Origin of the sequence: Pseudomonas sp. S30_BP2TU TE3576 (assembly GCF_050436025.1) — a bacterium.
In the GTDB taxonomy this organism is placed as follows: domain Bacteria; phylum Pseudomonadota; class Gammaproteobacteria; order Pseudomonadales; family Pseudomonadaceae; genus Aquipseudomonas.
The window spans coordinates 2,488,313-2,507,496 of sequence record NZ_JBNDLK010000001.1; the positions used below are offsets into that span (position 1 = coordinate 2,488,313).

16 protein-coding genes and 6 pseudogenes are annotated in these 19,184 nt (G+C 54.6%); 7 read left to right on the top strand and 15 right to left on the bottom strand.

Annotated elements, in window-relative coordinates; all coding sequences use genetic code 11:
- Nucleotides 1-8: 8 nt before the first annotated feature.
- From ABIA48_RS11315 to ABIA48_RS11330, 4 genes and pseudogenes are all read right to left on the bottom strand, one after another.
- Nucleotides 9-1,808 (bottom strand): ATP-dependent nuclease, encoded by a 1,800-nt coding sequence (locus ABIA48_RS11315; RefSeq protein ID WP_429488669.1) that lies wholly within the window; start codon nucleotides 1,806-1,808, stop codon nucleotides 9-11.
- 1,842 nt (nucleotides 1,809-3,650) lie between these two features.
- On the bottom strand, nucleotides 3,651-4,079 hold the full coding sequence (locus ABIA48_RS11320) for a hypothetical protein (protein ID WP_429488671.1): 429 nt from the start codon (nucleotides 4,077-4,079) through the stop codon (nucleotides 3,651-3,653).
- Nucleotides 4,080-5,051: 972 nt separating this feature from the next.
- Complete coding sequence (locus ABIA48_RS11325; protein WP_429488673.1) at nucleotides 5,052-5,417, bottom strand: hypothetical protein; 366 nt, start codon at nucleotides 5,415-5,417, stop codon at nucleotides 5,052-5,054.
- 980 nt (nucleotides 5,418-6,397) lie between these two features.
- Nucleotides 6,398-6,703 (bottom strand): annotated as a pseudogene (locus tag ABIA48_RS11330) (glycoside hydrolase family 19 protein); the annotation flags it as partial.
- On the opposite strand from ABIA48_RS11330, the pseudogene ABIA48_RS11335 reads away from it, so the two are divergent.
- Together ABIA48_RS11335 and ABIA48_RS11340 are read left to right on the top strand one after the other, a co-directional pair.
- Nucleotides 6,692-6,871: pseudogene (locus ABIA48_RS11335) on the top strand (transposase); the annotation flags it as partial. The pseudogenes ABIA48_RS11330 and ABIA48_RS11335 overlap by 12 nt on opposite strands.
- A gap of 316 nt (nucleotides 6,872-7,187) precedes the next feature.
- Entirely contained in the window at nucleotides 7,188-7,817 is a 630-nt protein-coding gene (locus tag ABIA48_RS11340; RefSeq protein ID WP_429488675.1) for a LysE family translocator, read from the top strand.
- A 20-nt stretch (nucleotides 7,818-7,837) separates the two neighbouring features.
- Here the strand turns inward: ABIA48_RS11340 and ABIA48_RS11345 are convergent.
- Nucleotides 7,838-8,242: pseudogene (locus tag ABIA48_RS11345) on the bottom strand (helix-turn-helix domain-containing protein); the annotation flags it as partial.
- Between ABIA48_RS11345 and ABIA48_RS11350 the strand changes: the two are divergent.
- Nucleotides 8,212-8,517: a tautomerase family protein gene (locus ABIA48_RS11350; protein ID WP_429488677.1), complete on the top strand. Its 306-nt coding sequence runs from the start codon at nucleotides 8,212-8,214 to the stop codon at nucleotides 8,515-8,517. The pseudogene ABIA48_RS11345 and the gene ABIA48_RS11350 sit on opposite strands and share 31 nt — an antisense overlap.
- A gap of 348 nt (nucleotides 8,518-8,865) precedes the next feature.
- Here the strand turns inward: ABIA48_RS11350 and ABIA48_RS11355 are convergent, their stop codons facing one another.
- Both ABIA48_RS11355 and ABIA48_RS11360 read right to left on the bottom strand, forming a co-directional pair.
- A complete protein-coding gene (locus tag ABIA48_RS11355; RefSeq protein WP_223458943.1) occupies nucleotides 8,866-9,507 on the bottom strand; it encodes a LysE family translocator in 642 nt (213 codons plus the stop codon).
- A gap of 237 nt (nucleotides 9,508-9,744) precedes the next feature.
- Nucleotides 9,745-10,095 (bottom strand): annotated as a pseudogene (locus tag ABIA48_RS11360) (MFS transporter); the annotation flags it as partial.
- Here ABIA48_RS11360 and tnpC point away from each other — a divergent pair.
- Nucleotides 10,084-10,869, top strand: a pseudogene (gene tnpC / locus ABIA48_RS11365) (IS66 family transposase); the annotation flags it as partial. The pseudogenes ABIA48_RS11360 and tnpC sit on opposite strands and share 12 nt — an antisense overlap.
- Here tnpC and ABIA48_RS11370 read toward each other — a convergent pair.
- The 3 genes from ABIA48_RS11370 to ABIA48_RS11380 form a co-directional block, all read right to left on the bottom strand.
- Complete coding sequence (locus ABIA48_RS11370; RefSeq protein WP_429488678.1) at nucleotides 10,866-12,074, bottom strand: MFS transporter; 1,209 nt, start codon at nucleotides 12,072-12,074, stop codon at nucleotides 10,866-10,868. The pseudogene tnpC and the gene ABIA48_RS11370 overlap by 4 nt on opposite strands.
- A 105-nt stretch (nucleotides 12,075-12,179) precedes the next feature.
- Complete coding sequence (locus ABIA48_RS11375) at nucleotides 12,180-13,037, bottom strand: LysR family transcriptional regulator (RefSeq protein WP_429488680.1); 858 nt, start codon at nucleotides 13,035-13,037, stop codon at nucleotides 12,180-12,182.
- Nucleotides 13,038-13,645: 608 nt separating this feature from the next.
- Nucleotides 13,646-13,909 (bottom strand): hypothetical protein, encoded by a 264-nt coding sequence (locus tag ABIA48_RS11380; protein ID WP_429488681.1) that lies wholly within the window; start codon nucleotides 13,907-13,909, stop codon nucleotides 13,646-13,648.
- Between the two features lie 624 nt (nucleotides 13,910-14,533).
- Between ABIA48_RS11380 and ABIA48_RS11385 the strand changes: the two genes are divergently transcribed.
- Both ABIA48_RS11385 and ABIA48_RS11390 read left to right on the top strand, forming a co-directional pair.
- Nucleotides 14,534-14,896, top strand: a complete 363-nt coding sequence (locus tag ABIA48_RS11385) for a DUF6124 family protein (RefSeq protein WP_429488683.1) — start codon at nucleotides 14,534-14,536, stop codon at nucleotides 14,894-14,896.
- A 1-nt stretch (nucleotide 14,897) separates the two neighbouring features.
- Entirely contained in the window at nucleotides 14,898-15,146 is a 249-nt protein-coding gene (locus ABIA48_RS11390) for a hypothetical protein (protein WP_429488685.1), read from the top strand.
- A gap of 50 nt (nucleotides 15,147-15,196) precedes the next feature.
- Here the strand turns inward: ABIA48_RS11390 and ABIA48_RS11395 are convergent.
- From ABIA48_RS11395 to ABIA48_RS11405, 3 genes and pseudogenes are all read right to left on the bottom strand, one after another.
- Nucleotides 15,197-15,511: pseudogene (locus ABIA48_RS11395) on the bottom strand (HipA N-terminal domain-containing protein); the annotation flags it as partial.
- Nucleotides 15,508-15,759: a helix-turn-helix domain-containing protein gene (locus ABIA48_RS11400; protein ID WP_429488687.1), complete on the bottom strand. Its 252-nt coding sequence runs from the start codon at nucleotides 15,757-15,759 to the stop codon at nucleotides 15,508-15,510. The gene ABIA48_RS11400 and the pseudogene ABIA48_RS11395, both read right to left, overlap by 4 nt.
- Nucleotides 15,760-15,806: 47 nt before the next feature.
- Nucleotides 15,807-16,727, bottom strand: coding sequence for a YeeE/YedE thiosulfate transporter family protein (locus ABIA48_RS11405; RefSeq protein WP_429488689.1), 921 nt, complete (start codon nucleotides 16,725-16,727; stop codon nucleotides 15,807-15,809).
- Nucleotides 16,728-16,868: 141 nt separating this feature from the next.
- On the opposite strand from ABIA48_RS11405, the gene ABIA48_RS11410 reads away from it, so the two are divergent.
- Nucleotides 16,869-17,327 (top strand): DUF2252 family protein, encoded by a 459-nt coding sequence (locus ABIA48_RS11410; protein ID WP_429488691.1) that lies wholly within the window; start codon nucleotides 16,869-16,871, stop codon nucleotides 17,325-17,327.
- A gap of 199 nt (nucleotides 17,328-17,526) precedes the next feature.
- Here ABIA48_RS11410 and ABIA48_RS11415 read toward each other — a convergent pair whose 3' ends face one another.
- Together ABIA48_RS11415 and ABIA48_RS11420 are read right to left on the bottom strand one after the other, a co-directional pair.
- Nucleotides 17,527-18,360 (bottom strand): phosphatase PAP2 family protein, encoded by an 834-nt coding sequence (locus tag ABIA48_RS11415; protein ID WP_429488692.1) that lies wholly within the window; start codon nucleotides 18,358-18,360, stop codon nucleotides 17,527-17,529.
- 34 nt (nucleotides 18,361-18,394) lie between these two features.
- Nucleotides 18,395-19,066, bottom strand: a complete 672-nt coding sequence (locus ABIA48_RS11420; RefSeq protein WP_277534363.1) for a histidine phosphatase family protein — start codon at nucleotides 19,064-19,066, stop codon at nucleotides 18,395-18,397.
- Nucleotides 19,067-19,184: the final 118 nt, after the last annotated feature.

The following is a 19,184-nucleotide window of genomic DNA, read 5'->3' on the forward strand; positions in this document are numbered from 1 at the left end:
TGCCGCTCCTAGATCAAATCAAGAACATCGTCCAGGAGATCTGGGGCAGCTGGCTTTGGAGGAATGACCGACGCACAGATTTTGGCCAACGTGTCTACAATGAACAAAGGCAACTGACCTTGATTGGTGGCAGTGCAAAGTATCGCTGCTGCGGCTCCATCACCTTTCCAACGTTTCAGCAGCACGCTCAATACCGTCTTTAGCTCGTCAACGGTGGTTTGATCTGTTGGTACCCTTTCTCTTAGATCTGGTGGCCAAGACTCACTGGCGACCAGATCGGCAGCATACTTGCGAAGAACAGCCACATCAGTTCCGTTGAGAACGACATTCTCAAACCCTGTTTCAGGAGCCTCGTAAGGGAAGTCAACCGATTCGGTAATAGCCTGCCGCTGTGCCGGCTCTTGTTGATCGAAGACCGCGTACACCGTTTTCCCTAAGCCACGGTAGTAAGCCCCCATCGCAGCAATCTGGGAGTCGCTACCCGCATCTAGGATGGGGATTCCTAAAGCCTCTAGAGGCATGAATCGGTCAGGATCTTCCTTGTGGAGCATGCGAGCCACTGCGGGCCAGGCATCGTATTCAGTGCGTCCCTCTGCAAGAAGCACACGCCGTGCAAGCAACGCTTCACAGACCCGCTGCCGGATATCTTGCCTATAGAGCTTGGCTTTGATGCCAGGTGGCATCCCGGCCGCGCGTGCCTGCAGATGCCCTTCCTCCCGACTAACAACGACGATCTGCTGCGGGCTGAACTCTTCAAGAACGTACGGAGAGTGCGACGTGAACAGGGCTTGAGCTGACTTACCCCGGACGCCATTGATGATGCGTTTTTGGATATGGGGAGGGATCGCAATTTCTGGCTCCTCCATTGCAAAGATGACGTTCTGCTTCAGCTCTGCGATGAGTGATAACAGCGCCAAAACCATCATGTTTATCGTTCCGGTGCCCTGATGTTGAAACGGGGCGGCATGTTCGCTGCCGTCGCTACGTTGAGCACCGGTGGCCATGAACACTGTGAGTGTTCGACGGAGGGACTCTCTCGTGAGGTCAGACACCCGCATGTGGGGATCAGCACCGCCATCTGACGGCATGTAGTTCCTGATAGAGGCCTGCACACTTGAAAGGATGTTACTGATCCCTAGCTCCGGCTTTTCGGCGACCTCAAGGTCGCGAAGCTCGACAAGCAAGTCCTCCCAAATCTTGAAGTTTTTTTCCTGCTGCAGCCTCAGAATGATGTCGAGCAACGAGCCCCGCTCTAGGCTTAAAGCTCGACTTCCGGTCCGCACGGTCCGAAGGTAAAGGAACCCACACTCCCGCTTGTCGGTGTTGCGAAAGGCATCAAATGTGCCGTCTTGCTTTGCAGGCGACGCGAAGTATGTTGAGCCGATGAAATCATCTTCCTCGGCGTCATATCCACCGGTGAAACCAACGCGTAGGCAGGACTGGACACCTTCGGCATCTGTTCCCTGAGCGGGAGGTCCCTCGAGAACCGCAGAGTGCGCGTTATCCCACCATTCAAGATGGTCTCTGAAGCGCATTTCCTGGTCGGCATTCAACCCAGTGATCACGAGTTCAATACTAATAGCGACAGGCTGCCCCTCTGGGCCAATGTATTCGCTAGCGTAGAAATCGTGTTCATCAATAACCGGGCGACGTGACAAGCGCTCCGGCCCCAGAACAAGGTCGATAGCCTCGAGAAGAGTGGACTTCCCTATATTGTTGTCGCCGACGATCACCGCATGATCAGGAAGAAGAATCTCTGCAGTTCTAATCCCTCGAAAATTTTCTACTTTCAAGCTTGCAACACGCATGTCATCCCTCTTCCCTTGCGCTGATTTCGATCCCATCCCAAGGATAGCGTCTAAGCAAGCACATGCTGTTAATTTCGAAGGGGTCCTGAAACGTACCGATGACTCTCACTGCAGGTAAGGGCAACATCTCTCCGAGCAGTCATACGGTGCCCCCTCTGATCCGCGCCCCTGAAGCCGTTGAGGCGTTTCGTCGGCATCTGTTGGAAAGACCGCTTCTGATCTGAACGGTCGTTGGCCGGGAGCGGATCGGGTCGAATCTCTACAGCCGATTTCTGTCTGTAACGAGGGGCAGAGAACACCCAAAAAACACACCGGGGACCCTGGCGATTTCCGAGGAACACGGGTGCGAAGACTCGCGCAAATTCATTAGCGGCACCTCGCCAAAGTTAGTTAACTGGTTAACTCGGTTGGTTAACTAAGCTGAAAGCCTTACGGACCGTGGCTTGTAGCCAGGTTAACTAACCATTTGAGCTGGTTAACTCGGCTACCCTTCAATTCGCCTGAGAGCCAAGCAGGCCGTGGCTTTCAGAGCGGTTAACTAAGGAGTTAACCGACTAAATTACTCGGTTAACTGGTTAACCGCATGAATTGAGCGGTTAAATTGACTGAGAGCCAAGCGGGCTGGGGCTTTCAGGCAGTTAACCTAGGAGTTAATCGACTAATTTACTCGGTTAACTCCTAGGTTAACTGGTTAACTCCTAGGTTAACTGGTTAACTCGGTTGGTTAACTGGGCTGAAAGCCTTATGGTCGATGGCTTGCAGACCGGTTAACTAAGCATTTGACCTGGTTAACTCGACTATCCGCCAGTGCTTTCCAGTGATAGCTCGCGCTCGCTCCCGCGTTTTGAACTCGGTGGTGATCTGTCATTTCATCGCAATCAATACAACGGGGATATTCGGGGGTGTCATTCCTCAAAACGACACCCATCAACAGCGGAGGCTGTGCGCCGTTTGGTCTGCTGATCCGCTCCTTTCTCAGTCGGTCTTTCTGCCGATCTGTCTGTTGCTGTTCCCCCCAAAACACACAGGGGTACAAGTTCCCCCGCTCAAGCCCCCGGAAACATTGGCTGTTCCCACTGTTCCCCCGTTCCCCCGTTTTTTGAAATCAGTCACACATTGGATGACGAACAGTCGCGACAGATTGGGGTGGTTAGTTTGCGGCTATGGCGAAGGGATGCAAACGACCCAATGCGGACGGTGGGTTCACTAGCTGAACGTTCGCGGATTTCACTTCGACGCGCGGAGTTCAAATCAGTGCCAACGTTTTCACACAGCCTAGATCCATAGCGGTCACGGCGAAACATGTGTCGGATAAAATAGGGCAAAGCAGGCAGTCATATCGCTAGCGTCACAACGTGAAGAGATGACGATACATGGTCGTGATGGACCCTGAGCACAAAAGGGGATGTGTTATCTATTTGTCCCGCTCAGTCAGTGCTGGCGAAAAAATGCTCAGCCCGTTTCCGCTGCGTTCAGACATTATGCCGTCCGTTTTGTCGATCAGAAGGTCAAAGGAGCCTGCCTCCTAGAACTGCCTGACCAGCAAGTCATCGCAGCGATGCGCTTTTGCATTTTCGGGGTTTTCACCGCGTGACTAAAGGCACAGGGCTCAAACGGTTTGTGTGGCTCAGTCTCTTCGTGTTGCTGCGGTCGATGCAGCATCCTGGTATGGACTACCCCCGGTACGATAAACATCCCCGACCTTCGCTTTGAGCATAGGAGGTAGTCTATGAGCACTTGGTGATTCACCCCGAAACTCAAGGCCGAAGCCGTCAGGCAGGCCTTTTAACGTGGATACTCGATCGAAGAGATCGCGCTCTGCGAAGTGTTGCCACTGTTAGCTCACAACAAGGGTAGCAAATCGATCAGAGGTAAGAAGGCAGCCTTTGGCACTTTGTACGTGGAGGAGGTCCCGCCTGTCATCCCTGTCCCCCCACTTTGGCCGACCCAAGAGCATACTTTCACCAGTTCTGTGTAGCGAATTGCGAGCCATTGGATGAACTGATTATTGTCGCCAAGTTCTTCGACAATATAGAGAGCGTCAGTATTCATTCCGTTAGCGGTGAAAAATGCCAACTTGGCAAACGGCCCCATGTCAATTCCGAACCACTTGCCAAGCGTTTGGCTGTCGGCAGCTTTTTTGCTTTTTAATTCGACGGGATAGGCGGAACCGGATGCGCCTATCACGTACATGTCTAGATCATTGTTGGATAGAAGGTAGTCAATCTGGAAATAGTAGCGTGCGTACTCAAACCAGAACAGGTCGGACACTATGGATGGGTCATTCCATGGGGGAGTCCCGAGGTTTATTCTACCAAGCGTGTTGCACCTTAAGCCTCCGTTTCCGACACGTGATGGGAATACATCGAAAACTGTTTCCGGAGAAACCGTTATTAGTTCACCACGTCTCCCTACTTCTTTCAATTCAAGTTGATATGGCTTTGGATAGTTTGCTCGTCCAGCTGCGGAGCTTGGTGAAGGAAATACAAAGTTAGCTTCATTGGGGTTTATTGGGTCGACGAAATATGTCCGAATTCCGAGTTGCCGAAAGTAGGTGTAGGCGGATATCTCAGCTGGTGATAGCGTGGCGCCAACGCTACTCGCTGTTTGCCAAGAAAAAACTCGCCCGCGAGGCAGGAGACAAACCTTGCACTTGGTCGGAATTGGAGTATGAGTAGGTTTTCCCGGTACGACTATCCATCCCCCAGGGCCGAAATAAGCGTCGTGCGTTGCAAGAAAATCCTTAAGCCGGACCTCTGCCAGTATCCCTTTGATTTTGTTCTCGTTAATCGATGACCATTGGGTCTCAAGAAAGTTGACGGCTTGTGGAAGAGTTGAAGGCATATTTTCCCTAAGAGCTGATTGAAGTAGACGGAAAAGTCGATTTATATTTTCCACCGCTCGTATGGAAGACGCTCATTGCGATCGCGTAACTCCCAGTTTTGCTTGGGATCGCGTCGGAAGTACCATACGAGATGAGGAGAGAAGCTGGAATGGCATTTTGCCATACTGCTAGGGTATTAGCTGCATGTCCATTGTCTGCTTCTGGCCGGTTTCTGCCTGCCGTGAAGGACCGATTCGACCCAATATCGATGGCTTGTTCTCACGGGCGGAAATCGGCCTATTCGACGCGGCGCTCAAGCAACGGTGCTGCGAGTTTAATGAATGAAGGTCATTGGGCGTAAAGGGGGGCCACCTCTCCGTGTGCTTGGGTTGTCAGATAGTCCGAGTAGCTTTTGCCCGTCACCATAGCGCCTTTATTCCGGTGACAAGTGTTAAGAAACAAAGGACCCACATAACGATTGGCCCTGAAGCACCTTTGAACTTAAGCCCCCAAGCCTCGATTTCGACATCGCCCGAAACCTGCTCAAGCGCCAACACAAGAGTAAGTGCTGTCAACGCTGCTAGAGGGACGCCTATAGCCGCTGCTAAATGATCATAGAGAATTTCGTTAAAGCGTTTGTCGTAGAACGCAGAGCCAACAAACAGAACTAAAAATACAGACCCAATTGTCGCCAATGCGACTACCGATCCCCAGCGCATGAATAGCTGCGTCTTACGTACCAAGCTTTCTCCGCGTTTGATGATTTGGTGATCAGTCTCTGTCATGGGTTACCTCGACGCTTAATGGTTTGGTTAGCCAATGTCAGCTTCTGGCCGATTTCTGCCTGTCACCAAGGGCTGTATCCGACCCATTGTGGACATAGGTTAACGATTACACCATTTGTGCGAATGCCCATGGTTCAGTAAGAGCCCCAACCTCTGCTGGAGGTTGGCGGTGGGCGTTAGGCAGATGCAGATGCAAATAAGCCGAGTATTCATTCGGCCTGCTCCATCTCGTAGCACTCCCATTCGCTCCCCAAGGCTTCACGGTAGGCACCCCAACCAGGCGGAAGGTTTGCAATGTCGATCAATGTTGGATCGTGCTCGACGATGCATTCCATGCTGACTACTAGGGCATCAGATGGGGCATTAGTTGTGCCACAGGTGAATGACCAAGAATGATCATCACCGTAATGGACTACGCACAGGATAGGGAGTCCTTCCCGCAGTGCCTGTCGTGTCGTTATGGCTACAACATTCTTCGCTTGATCGAACGTCCAATTGTTTTGCATATGTTTGAAAAGCCTAACTATAAGTAGACGACATAAGTGGCGTAGCGTTTTTCGCCGTTTGTGTCTGATAACGTATCATGTCCATGCATAACTCCTCGTCTACTTGTGAGCGTCCGTTTTTTCGCCGGTTGCTGCCTGCCACTGATTCTGTGCACACGGGTTAAATCACATGCAAACGGTGTGAGCGGTGATGTATGCCAAAATCAGCCCAGCATCAAGCACCCTGTATCCCTAGGTGTATCCCAAGAAAAATCGAATTAAACAAAGCCCAATGTTTACGGGATAAATCCATGCCAGTTCAAACGTCCCCGGCTCCACCAATTGAGGCACCAACGAAGCCCGCCCTGTGCGGGCTTCGCTGCATTTGGGGTTTCATATGTTGCTGAAGGCTGTTGTGGATTAATGTGGATTCATACAGGCTTCAGCGACTTTTCAGCAACATCCCCTCTTTGGCGTTCTGCCAGCTCCCCCCAATCACACCAGCACACCCAGCGCGCGCTTATAAATAGCCAGCCGATCAGCTTGGCCATTCAAGCCGCTATTCACCTTGCGCGTGATCGCATCGAACTTCTCGGCGTCCGCCAGCTCGCTCAAGCCGTTGCTCGACCAGTACCACGTAGCCGATAGAGCCGCATAGATCGGCCGTTCCAGAAGTTCAGGCTTGGTCAGAAGGTCCAGGCTCAGGGCTGAGCCGCACGCCTGATAGTTGACCCAGCCCGTCACTTGAATCAATCCTCGGCCTCGGTACTTCCAGCCGTCACCCGTCACCGCAGGCCCGTTGAGCATCCCTTCGGGACGCTCAAACAATGGATGGGTGCGACGCACTTCCTGACCCGAATGCTGGTCGGGGTAAGTGCGGAGATGAGTTTGAATGTGCTCGCCTACAACATGAAACGAGTGATGAAAATCATCGGTGCCAACGGTTTGATGAAGGCGCTGCCGGCATAAAAAAGGCTGATTTTGGCCCATGCCAGAGGCTGTAAAAACAGCATTGACGTGTTCCAGGTCGCGACCGATGCGGCCCGCAGTATTGACCGTGCGATCGCTCAGCCAACGAACGTCGATGATTCAAGACGATGAGGTCAGAACGTTTTTACACACTCTGGGCCAGAAGCGGCCATTCGCACCTGCTTTACCGTGCCGTCCAGCAGATTACTTTTCCCTCTCCAAACCAGACTGTTGCGGCCAAATCCATCCGCACTGTATCTGCTCCTGCCTATCTACTACTGGTTAGCATGACTCCTCACTCACGGACTTATGCCCTATGCCGGATACCACTAACCTTTATCTGTTCATTGTTGCCGCCTTGCTGTTGTTGATCGTTCCTGGCCCTAACATGGCCATCGTCAGCAGCCATGCTGTTGCTCATGGATGGCGCGCCGGCCTCGCCGCTGCGCTAGGAATAACCCTGGCTGACGTGCTGATGACCATCATGGTTAGCGCAGGCCTCGGTGCGTTAGTGATGAGTTGGGCGCCGGCGTTTGACTTGCTGCGCTGGGCCGGCGCTGGTTATCTGATGTGGCTGGCGTGGCAGGCATTGAAGGCTCCTTCTACGGATACTCAGTCTCAAGCTACACAGGCCTCGATGAGAAAGATCTTTGCCCAATCCACGCTCAACAGCTTGTTAAACCCCAAGGCGCTGTTGTTTTTCATGGTGTTTCTGCCGCAGTTCGTCACCGTAGGTACCAGTAGTGTCACCTCGCAATTGATGTTCTTGGGGTTATTGCTTGCACTTATCGCATTGATCTTTCATGCCCTACTCGGGTTTTGTGCCGGACAGCTGCATATGCGCCTTCGCGAAGGCATGATCTCCAAACGCCTGGGAGCCTATAGCTTCGCTGCGGTTATGACAGTGCTGGCGGCACGTTTGCTTCTACTTAATCGACCACTTTAAAAGGAGCGAGACATATCGGCTTAACGCAATTGCCGGGGTGTTACGTTAAGCATTTTTTTCATCAATCGCCGCAAAGATGTGGCATCCCGGTATCCGACGCGTTCGGCAATGGTATCGACCGAGTATTTACTGTTTGCCAGCAGCTCCCGGGCTTTATTGGCCTGGACACGCTGGATCAGCCGCAACGGGCTGTAGCCGGTAGCCTTGTGTATGTGTCGAGACAACGTTCGCTCTGACAAGCCAAAGTCGAATGCGAGTGTACTGACGTTGATGGTCGCCGGTAGTGAGGCTTCGATATGAGCCGTCAGCTTTGCGATCAATTCATTTCCCTGAGCCATCATTGCCGGAACCATGAAGGGCGATTGCAGCTGTCGGCCGTCTATCAGTAGCGTTCGTGCAACGGCATTTGCCAATGCCGGGGAGAAATGGGGATGTCAGCGCTCAAGCCATTCCTTGCATCATCCAGGTCAAAGTCCCCAGCGGTGTACTGAGCGAGGCCATGCGAGGCGACTATGTACAGCGTTTGCATCAAGCGGTAAGCCGGTCGAAAGAAGCGAACGACCAAAGAATCGTCATGACGTCGATCATCCTTGATGAAGTCAACGATGGCTTATGGGGAGCCAACGGAGCAATCTGGTATTTAGCCGATTTCACTCAGGCGGCCGGGTACCGACATCTGCAGGGGCTGACGGGGAAGTAAGGCAGCAAAGATCCATTGGCTTGTACGACATGCAGAGCGCTAGCTCGAGTGGCAGCGTTGGGGCACTTTCTGACGGTCGTCGTGACAGGCAGCACAGCCCAAAGCGGTCACTCGTGAATGCTCCAAGACGCGAATCTAATCAGTGGCGAGTAAACCGGTCGCCACTGAACGGAATGGCTACTCCGTAATTTCAACCTTATCCAACACCCGATTCACCGATACTTTCCGGTAAAGGGCTTCCCCCATGATGCGCCGTTTAATCTTCCTTGAAGCGCTTACTGGGTAGGTTCGTACAGAGTTTCACAGTCCCCGGCCTTCCTGTTACCGGAGTTACAAGCCCGACTCCCCTTACGCTGCCTGCCGCCGCATGGTCAGGATGGCAGCACCGAAACCGATGAATGTCGACCCCACCACCCGGCTAACCCAGCGGGACAGCGCAGGCCGGGTCAGCACACCCTTGGCCCGCGAGGCGAGCGCGGCATAGAGGCTCAGGGACGACACCGACAATGCCATGAAGATCGAGGTGAGGATCAGAAATTGCGGCAGCAATGCCGTGCTCTGATCGATGAACTGCGGAAACAGCGCGGTGAAGAACATCGTCGCCTTGGGGTTGGTCACCGCCGTCAGGAAGGCCGATTTGTACAGTTTGGAGCGAGTCGGCCGGCTTTTCTTCAAGTTATCCTGAATCCCGTCCGGGAGCATCGGGCCCTTTTTGAACAATTGTCTGATGCCCAGGTAGAACAAATAACCGGCACCGATGAATTTCACCGCGTTGAACAACCATTCGGAACTGGCGAGCAGCGCCCCCAGCCCCAGCATGGCAGCGGACGACAGGCAGAACAGGCCACTGGCGTTGCCGAGCGATGACCATATGGCGCTGCGCTGCCCATGGGCCAGGCTATTGTTGATCGCCATCAAGGTCGCAGGCCCTGGGCTGGCAATAGCAATCGCGGCGACCAAGGTAAAAGTCAGAATCGAGTGAGAATCCATTTTCAAAGCTCGTGGTGGTGAGGGCTGGCATATTACAGGAGCGAGCGGGACAACGAGTTAATTGGTGCTCGGTTTCCCAGGCGGTAATTGGATTGAAAGCGCTCCTTGCCCACCGACAGCTATTGTGGACTCAGCCCCTTCGTAACAGGCAGTAATCGGCCAATGCCCGCTAGAATCAGCGGCGTGAGGTGTGTGTTGGACGACATCGGGCGTGGATTCGGCGCCGACGCAAATCTCGCTTTGACGTCCCAGGAATAGAAAAACCACAAAGGCAGTGAATAGCGTGAACATCGCCAGCAGTTGCAACAAGGTGTTGAATCCTGCGGTATAGGCCAAGCGCAGCATCGTCAACGGGATTTGGCTGGCGTCGGTGCTCGCGTGCTGGATATCACCCATCACCAGGCGTTGCGCGATAGTTGAATAGTCGACAGCGGACAGTTTGACCGAGTCACTGATACTCAGATGGTGTGCGACCAGGGCCGTCAGCATCGCAACAGTGATTGCCAGGGCTACACCTTCGCTCGCCACCCGCGTCGTATTGAAAATACCGGCGGCCATCCCCGCCCGTTCCTTGGGGTCCACGCTGACGAAACGCCGGTACAGATGCTCGCGCCGGGCGAGAAGAAAACCCACCGTGCTTACGTCTGGGCCTACTTCACCACGCCTTTTTCAGCGTTCAAGGCAGTGGTTTACGACTTCAGTCCGAGCCGTGCGGGCGAGCATGCACGCAACTTTCTAGGTCAGTGGAATGGCAAACTGGTTTGCGACGATTTTGCCGGCTACAAAGCAAGCTTCCAGCAAGGCATCACTGAAATCGGCTGCATGGCCCACGCCCGCCGCAAGTTCTTCGATCTGCACGCGACGAACAAAAGCCAACTGGCCGAACAGGCGCTGCACTCAATTGGCGGGTTGTACGAAATCGAGCGGCAAGCGCGGGGTATGACCGGCGAAGATCGCTGGCGAATACGCCAGGAAAAAGTGGCGCCCATTATCGACGCATTACACATCTGGATGTTGGCCCAGCGTGACCTTGTGCCCGAAGGATCGGCTATCTCCAAAGCTCTGGATTACAGCCTCAAGCGCTGGACGGCACTGACGCGATATCTCGAGGGCGGCGCTGTGCCCATAGATAATAACGCGGTCGAAAATCAGATAAGGCCGTGGGCACTTGGACGCTCGAACTGGTTGTTTGCCGGATCGCTACGCAGCGGTAAACGGGCGGCAGCAATCATGAGCCTGATCCAGGCTGCGCGCATGAACGGGCACGATCCATACGCCTATCTGAAAGACGTCCTCACGCGCTTGCCAACCCAGCGCGCCAGTCAGATTATCGATCTGCTGCCACATAAGTGGGCTCGTTAAGCCTCGCCGTGTGTACGAGTTTGACTTTGCTTAGGGACGTGCCTCCAAAGCTGCATGAGCGCCAAAGAAGCAAGACTCGCAATAATGAGCGCAAGTGAGCTTATTCCAATGCTCAGCCCCCAAAAGTCGATCAAGTAGCCTGTTAACACCGGGATCGCCCCAGCGGGCACATACCCACCCATGTTGAACACTGCGTTGGCTTCGGCTCTGCGCTGCGCAGGCACGCGGTCAGCAATAAGGGTCAGTGCACCTAACTGGCCCAAGCCTTGACCGGCGCCTGCCAACAGAGCGGAAACGATCAGCCATGGAGCGGAACCGATTTCCAGCGCGATCCACACGAAAATCATTGAGAAGACAGTACCGATCCCGCTAAGCGAAAACACGGTACGGCTGCTGTATCGCTTCGCCGCAAACTGCACGCCCACGGCGACGAGGAACATTGAAAAGGCCATACAACCCGTGACAAGGGGACTATTCACGTCTAGAAAAGTCGCTATCAGCTTGGGGCCGAGCGATAGGATGAATGATGTCGAAGTTATTCCAGGGCCGAAGAACGCTATCCCCAATAGCACGATGCCGAGGTTTTCCTTAGCGACAGTGGGCAAGCGCGGTTTAAACGTACCGCCCCCAAGCTTCTGGTTCTTTTGATTGAGTAACGCTAGGAGCGCCACGCACAAAATCGCGATTTCCACTCGGAAGACTGTGTGGATCGGGTTCGGAAGATATTGCGCAACGACCCCTGCCAATAGCGGCCCGGTGCCCGCTCCGGCCACCATCGCGACAGATGCCATTAGCGAAGCAAAGTGCTTGCGGTGAGGCTGAGCATGCTCGACGACATTCGCCATACCCCCAGATACAACGAGGCCCACCGAAACGCCGGTGAGGAAGCGCGCGAGCATCAAGACGCCGATGCTGTGCGCTTGGTCGAACAGAATCGCTGCAATGATAGCCAGCCCCACACAGGGTAGAAGCAAGGCTTTGCGCCCGTAGTGGTCGGACGCCTGCCCAGCGACGGTGAGAGTTAGAAGAAGACCGATGATGTAGCAGGCAAAAATTACGGTTAGCACCCCCGACGCGAAGCCGAGGGACTGCTGCCAAAAGCTGTAGAGTGGCGTAGCGGCATTTGAAAGTATAAAAATCGCGGTCACGATCCACGCTGTACGGTACACAGCCATTGAGCTTTTTATGGAATGGGAACTGCTCATTGGTGAAGGGCCTCTCAGTGGGCAGGAATTCAATTCGAAGCCCAGAGTAGAGAAATGCTTCGTGATGGCCCATTCATCAACGTCACAAACCGGATGTGAAAAAATTCACAGCTCCTGTGCCTGCACTAATCCCTCCATGAGGAAATCAAGCACTGCCCGGATTTTTAGAGAGCTGCGTAAATCTTCATGAAACGCGAGCCAGATGGGTAGTTCCAGCGGTGTGTGATCCATATCAACCCTTGCCAGCCCATATTCTTTGCCTAAAAAATCCGGAAGGAAAACTATGCCAGCATTGCCTACGGCAGCTAATGCCTGGATGCGCAGGTCGTTGCTGGTGACGGAAAGCGGTCTTCCTTCCAGCCGATCCAGGAGCCATTGCTGCTGTACCGAATCGTCCATGCTACGGTCGTAGCCTATGAACTCGAACTCTTCAGGTTCACGTTGACTAATGTAGTCCTCGCTAGCATGAGGGTAAAAACGCAAGGAGCCGAGACTTTTGGCGACGACACTCTGTTCATCCGGCCTGCGGAAGGTAATGGCAATATCGGTTTCTTTCCTTGCCAACGACGCAGTGGACTTGGCTCCAACGAGCGTCAGCTGCAACCGGGGATAACGCTCGCGCAATACCCCAAGTCGCCGAGCTACCAACGTTCCGAGGTATGCAGGAGGTGCAGACAAGATCACCGCACCCTCAATACGGCTTTCTCCCCCGTCAGCGAATCGCCTGAGCGCAAGTGACGCAGACTCCATCTGCGCTGCATATTCACCTACCCTCACACCATCCTCGGTCAATTGGTAGACACGGCCCCTACGATCTACCAGCTTCATGTCCAAAGAGGCTTCAAGGGCAGCTATTCGGCGAGCCACAGTCGCGTGCTCCACCCCCAGCGAGCGAGCCGCAGCGGCTAAGGAGCCCTCATGAACAAAGGCAAAGAAAAAACGGAGGCTGTCCCAGTCAAGCATATTGGTCATCAGGGTGTGGTTAGGAGTGGATTTACAGCGAGCTAAAAGCGTAGCTTACCGATAAATCAGGTGGCGCTGCCGCATAAAGCTTGGACTTAATTTCGTCCCCACGTTCTCCGCCCCGCAAGAACCGCTTGGCGATTACAGCGATCACGACGGGCATGGAATATTCAGTCCCTCCGGTGCCTGTAGAGCAACGGGCAAAATCGCGGGTGATATCAGGGGGCCCTTGTCCTTCCATCGGCGCTCCGACTTCGGCTCCACTGCTCACTACGCGCACTTCCATTTGCACCTAACGCATCGCTTCCAGCATCCCCGACGCGGCTGCGGTTAGGATTCTAGCCCGGTGCAAGTCAGTTTCGTTGCGCAAGGTGTATTGGACGGACGCTTACAAACGTCCCCGCAACTTCATCATCTAAAGACGTCCACGGACGTCTTTTTTTGTGTCTGAAATCCAGTAAAAACAAGGGCTGTGGGCTTAACGGTTCGCCTTGATCGACTGATTGCACATGAAAAGCAGCGCTTTGGAGAGCGCATGGCCCAGGTGGCGACACGAGGTGTGGAACGATTGACCTATTGGCAAGCGGAAACAGGACTCCCGTTAACGATCAGTACTTGATGTCCCGGGCTGTGCGACGGGTATCTTGCTTGGTACTGCGCTTGTCCTGGCGACAGTCTGCATTGCTCTTGTCATTGCCCTTTCTGCAATCATCCTTGGTTTGCCGGGCAGTGGAGCGCCCTTCCTGCCTGGTATCGCGAGCTTCACGCCGCTGTTCACCCTGCTCGGTCGCGTAGGCAGGTAGCGTCACCCACTGCACGCCAGTGGCGACTAGCAGCATCGCCAGGGCTTTCAAGTAGTGCTTGCGAATCATGATTTTTCTCCAGTTCCCTATCGCTCAGTCGCTTCGTTCGCCCACCCAAGAGTTCAGCGAAAACGTGCATTACATCGTACGCTCACAACTCACTAAAGCACTTTGCGGTACGTGAAATCTGACGATAGGGCCACACCGGCAGTCGGGCAAGGCTGTTATGTGCATGATTGCAAAATGGATATCGGTAACGACCAGGCTTTTGCGTATGTGCGCGGTGACACATAGCAAAATCAGTCCCGCATCGAGCACCCGGCATGCCCCCCGTCCGCCATTCGAAGCTAACAAGCCGCACCCAGCACTTGCGCCGACTTCACCACGTCCTAGGAAATTTCCCGCAAAACGCATCGCCTTTCATGAACTGGCGAACGCTGCTCCTCGCGGATAGCCTTCAGGGGTCGCTGCAAATCAGCGATCGGCTTTGACAGGCTGAAGAGCAACCTTCCACTCCTCCTGATAAAACGGCATGCTTCTGCGCGCCCAGTTTTTATGGCGGCTGTGCGTGGGGCATCTTCGGGTGCACCGGGTCGTTGCTCCTCCGGTCTGTCAACCCGCGTACAGCTGCCACCCACATCTGATTGACAGCAGATCGTTGGCAGCTCCCTGAACCAAAGACGGAGCACAATCATGAAAAAACAAAGCCCCACCCCGCCAGGCCCATCATCCGATTCAACAATCGAAACACCCGACTTATCCAAACTCTCCGAATCCACCGAACCCGCCATCAGCGCCCGCTTCCGCAACCCCAACCACCTCGACCCCGTCAGCCACGTCTTCACCATCCGCCCCGACATAGACACACCGTCCCTGCTCACCCACGCCAGCGAAACCCTCGCCTCGCTCAACGTCATGAGCACTGACCTGGCCTGTGAGCTTGAGAGCTCACGTCGCAATATCGCATTGGCCATCCAGCAGTTGGCCGTGCTGGCGGAGTTGCTGGTGAACCGGGCGCTGGACAACATCGCGCCACTCGATGAAGTGGAGGCTTGAGATGGATAGATACATGCCCATGCCCGGCATCGACTGCACCATTGCTTCGCTGCTGATCGACACCGAGGCTCCACTGGATGTGCTGCACGAAACAGCTGCCTATCGCATTCGCACCGCGACGCAACTGCTGGAGAACCTCGCAGCAAACGAAGGCGTTTACAGCGAACTGGCGCGGGTGCTGGTGACCTCCCTGCGCGATGGTTGCGACTTGCTGGATGTGGTTGGACGGCGGCTGCAGATGCAGGTTTGATCCTGGAAATACAAAATGGACGATCTCATTAAGATCGCCCATTTTCATCACTCGGAATGCACCTGAACCCTGCCAATAGGCGAACTGCTGCCAGAAAGAGCAAGCAGCAACATTGGATCGACGTTTACGGTTTTCGCCAGGCGATTGCGCAACTGCTCCAACATATAGCCTTCAGGGAGATTCATCTGGAATACGGGATGCAGATCCCGTCTGCGAAACTCGTCAGCACGCACAGGCATCGACAGACTGATGGCAGTGCTGGGCAATGCGTCTTCTTGATAGCGGAAAATAAAATCATCGCCGCTGGTGAGGATTCGGCCGCTATGGCCCTCTGGCGTACTGACTTTGAGGGAAGCCATTTTCATTCGAACAACTCCCCAAGCTCTTCAAGGGTCGGCATGGTCGCCGGAACAACGGCGAGCTCACAGTCCAAAGCGCTCAAGGCTCTTGCATAAGCGTTCATGGCAACACTATGGGTACCCTTCTCGACAGCAATGACTTTCTGCCGCGTCAAACCGGCGAGCTCAGCAAGTCGAGCTTGTGTCAGGCCGCGCCTGATACGGGTTTCACGTATTTGGCTACCGAGCCGAGAGATCAGCAGGACGTGTTCCATGTTCAGCTACCGTGACATTTATCATTAAATGTATCGTATACAGAACATTATTGCGAATATGCCTTACTCACCCGCCTCACCCAAACCCCCACCAATATCCCCAACACAATCGACACCAATGGCACAGCGCCTACCCAGGTCAGTGTCGGAAACACCAACAATATCTGTGAGTCATTTCCGCCCAGCATCATCGAGGCACCGGTCCCCATGAGTACACCAGCCAGTAAATGCCTGCCTGCTGTCATCGCTTCGAACCGTTGATAGTTGAACGTACGACGATGCAATGTGTAACAGAGCATGCCCCCCAGCAACAGGCTGAACACCGCGACACGTTGCTGAGTCAGCATGTTTTCGCCCGGCAACCAGAACATTTGCGAGAGATCGTAAAAGAACACGCTGGGCGTCCACTGCGGTTCAAAGGTGTAAAGGGCGCTGGTCAGCGCGCCCAGCAGCAGGCTCGACAGCACCAGGTGTTTGTCGCCGTGGATCCGGATTAAAAACAGCAAAATCAGCAGCACGATGCCGATGGCCAGCCAGTAATGGCGGCTGGAAATCATCGGCATTTGCAGCGCCCGGTGTTCGGTCAGCATGTTCAAGTGATGCCACAGCACGATGCCCAGCACCCAGCCGAGGATGGTGAAGACCTTGTTGAGGTTGCCGCTGGCGAGTTTGGTCAAGGTGCCGACGCTGCATCCGTCATTGAGCACCGAGGCGAGGCCGAACAACAGCCCGCCACCGACCAGCGACAAGTAGCCGACCTCGGGAATGAACAATGGCTGACTGACACCAAACAAGGCGTAGAACGGCGCGAGCAACAAGCCGAACAAACCGCAACTGACCAACGATACGAACAGGGTCGGCCGGCGCTTGAGCAGCAGCCCCATGGCGTTGACCAGACACATGCCCATGCGTTGGGACACCCAGCCGACAAGGAACGCCAACAACAGCGAAATCAGCAGTGAAAGCACAGGCCTCCCTGTCTCCGGTCAGTGACATCGTGCCGATGCCTGAGAGAGAGCGTAGCCGCTGCGCAAACACTTGGGATGCCCCCGAAAAGCCCTTCTACACTCAATCCGCATATGCCCTCAACACCTGTCGAATAGGCCCTCATGACCACCCTTACAGCCCGCTTGAAACAAGGCAGGGATGCGCGCAAGAACTGCCCGCGCAGTTCACAGGCAACCCTGGGAAAGGTCGACCGCGACCCAATTCCGCTGATCAAGGCGTCGAGTGAAGGGCGCGTCAAATCGCTGGTGGAGTTGCGCTACGGGCGCATGTTGGTATCGCCCTTCACCTTCTATCGCGGCACCTTGCAAGCAGACCGTCGTGAACTGCTGTCGCGGTTTCATGTTCAGGGCATGGCGTTCAAAGTGGTGGGCGTCGGCAGTGTCGGCAAGAGCGACGCACTGGCACGGGACGTTGATCGAGATGAATTTTTCTTCACCCCACTGCTCCGCTGCTGCCTGTACATTGCCCTCGCTCATTCAAGAAACTACGGTTTGCCCGCCCTCCCGCGGGCTTTTTTTTGGGTTCTTCACTGGTTTAAGCATGGGCACGGCCCCTTGTAGCCAGCTTGCTGGCGATGGTCGTTAACGATAACGCGTATGAACTGGATGAACGCGGCGCACTTGAGTCCATCGCCAGCAGGCTGGCTCCTACAGTTTCCCGGGATTGCGTGAGGAACCTTTTTTTTGGTTCTTCACGAATCCCGGGCAACAAAAAACCCGCAGCCCATTCGGATTGCGGGTTTGCGGTTCAATCGTCAGCTCAATTCACAGACTGAGGCTGAGTCGACAACAGCGTTTTTTCCCTGCTCTTGAGCACCGGCATTTCCAGCCTCGCCCGCCCGTAAAACGCCAACGCCGTCAGCAAACACGCCAGCCACACAAAGATCCCGGCCCATAAGGTGTGGGACATGTAGTGCCAGCCTTGCAGTACCCGCGTGGTGCCATAGATGAAACCGAGGGTCAGCGAGCCGTACATGATCGCTTTCGAATAGCGCCAGCGGTAGCGACGAGCCACGAAGTACAACGCCAGCATGGTGAACCCGCCCGACGCGTGCCCGCCCGGCCAGCAGCGACCGTCACCGGCGACTTTCAGCAGGTCGAAATTTTCATACCACTCGACGTGCTCCATTTTGCCGCCGTACAGGGTGGTCTCGATCGGGCAATACACACTGGTGTGGCCCTTGAGGTAGTGAATCACCCCGGTGCTGATGGAGAACGCGAACACCACGTAGAGAAAATCGCGACGGTGCCGGGTGGCAAAGCGCAGCACCGGTGCGACTTTGATTTTTTCCAGGAAGGCGATGATTTTCGAATGTTTTTCGGCCTTCAGGCGCGGCCAGAGAAATGACAGCAAGGCCCCGATAATTGCAATCTCGCCGGTCCAGTTAGGGATGATCCGCGCCCACTTATGGGTGATTTTTTCGAACAGATGAACCTGGTCCAGCGGGTACGTCTGCGTCACCGGATCAAAAAAATAGTTGTTGAACGCGATGTCGATTTTGGTCATGTCGAACATCAGGAACACCACGACCGCGCAGGCCAGCGGAATACCGAAATTCACCCAGTAAAAGCGGTAGCGAGAAGCGGTCAGCATTGTGAATCCTGATTCAAAAAGAAGAGGGAAAAACTCAATGAGTGCTCACCGAGCTCCAGTCAGAAGCATCGATGAAACCAAGCATGCGCGGAGTCTGCGGGGTTTCGGCGGAAATAAACAGTGAAGCGCCATAACCCAGGGTCGAAGGCGGTAACTTGAGGTCTTTTTCCAGTTGCTCCATGCATTCGCTGTGGGTCACCAGAACCAGATTACGCCCGGCCACTTTATGCGCAAGCGCGTCGCGCAGCATGGTGCCCTTGCAACTGATCAGCCAGTCTTCGCCCGTGCCAACCTTGTTAAACATGAAGTTGGCGGTCTGTGCCGTACGCAGGATCGGGCTGTTGTAGATATCGGCTTTGTCCAGGCCAAGGTGTTTGAACTGTGCCCCGAGGCTTTCGGCAACACGGCGAGAGCGCTCGGTAATGCCATCGTTACCAACCAGGCAAGGCGCAGAGGAGTGGTCGCAGCGCTCGACGTGGCGCACCAGTACGATCACGTCGCCCTTGGCCCATCCCGTCATCAGCGCCTGTGCACCGGCCACATTGCCGTGAGCCAGGTCCGGCGCGGTGGCGGGACGCAGCAAAAACACGGTCAACGGGATAACCAGCAACGCCGAGGCCAACACCACCGCAGCGTTGCGATAGCGGGCGAAACGGTTCAGATCGATCGAGCGTTTTATCCCGAAAAGACTCAGTCTTAATTCCACATCAAGCCGCCTCGCCGGCAAACACCACCCCATTAGATCCCGCAAGGTTAGAGAAACGTGCGTCGGTGACTGGTGAAACGCATGTGAAAAAAAGCTTAAAAACGCTGTAAAAAATTTG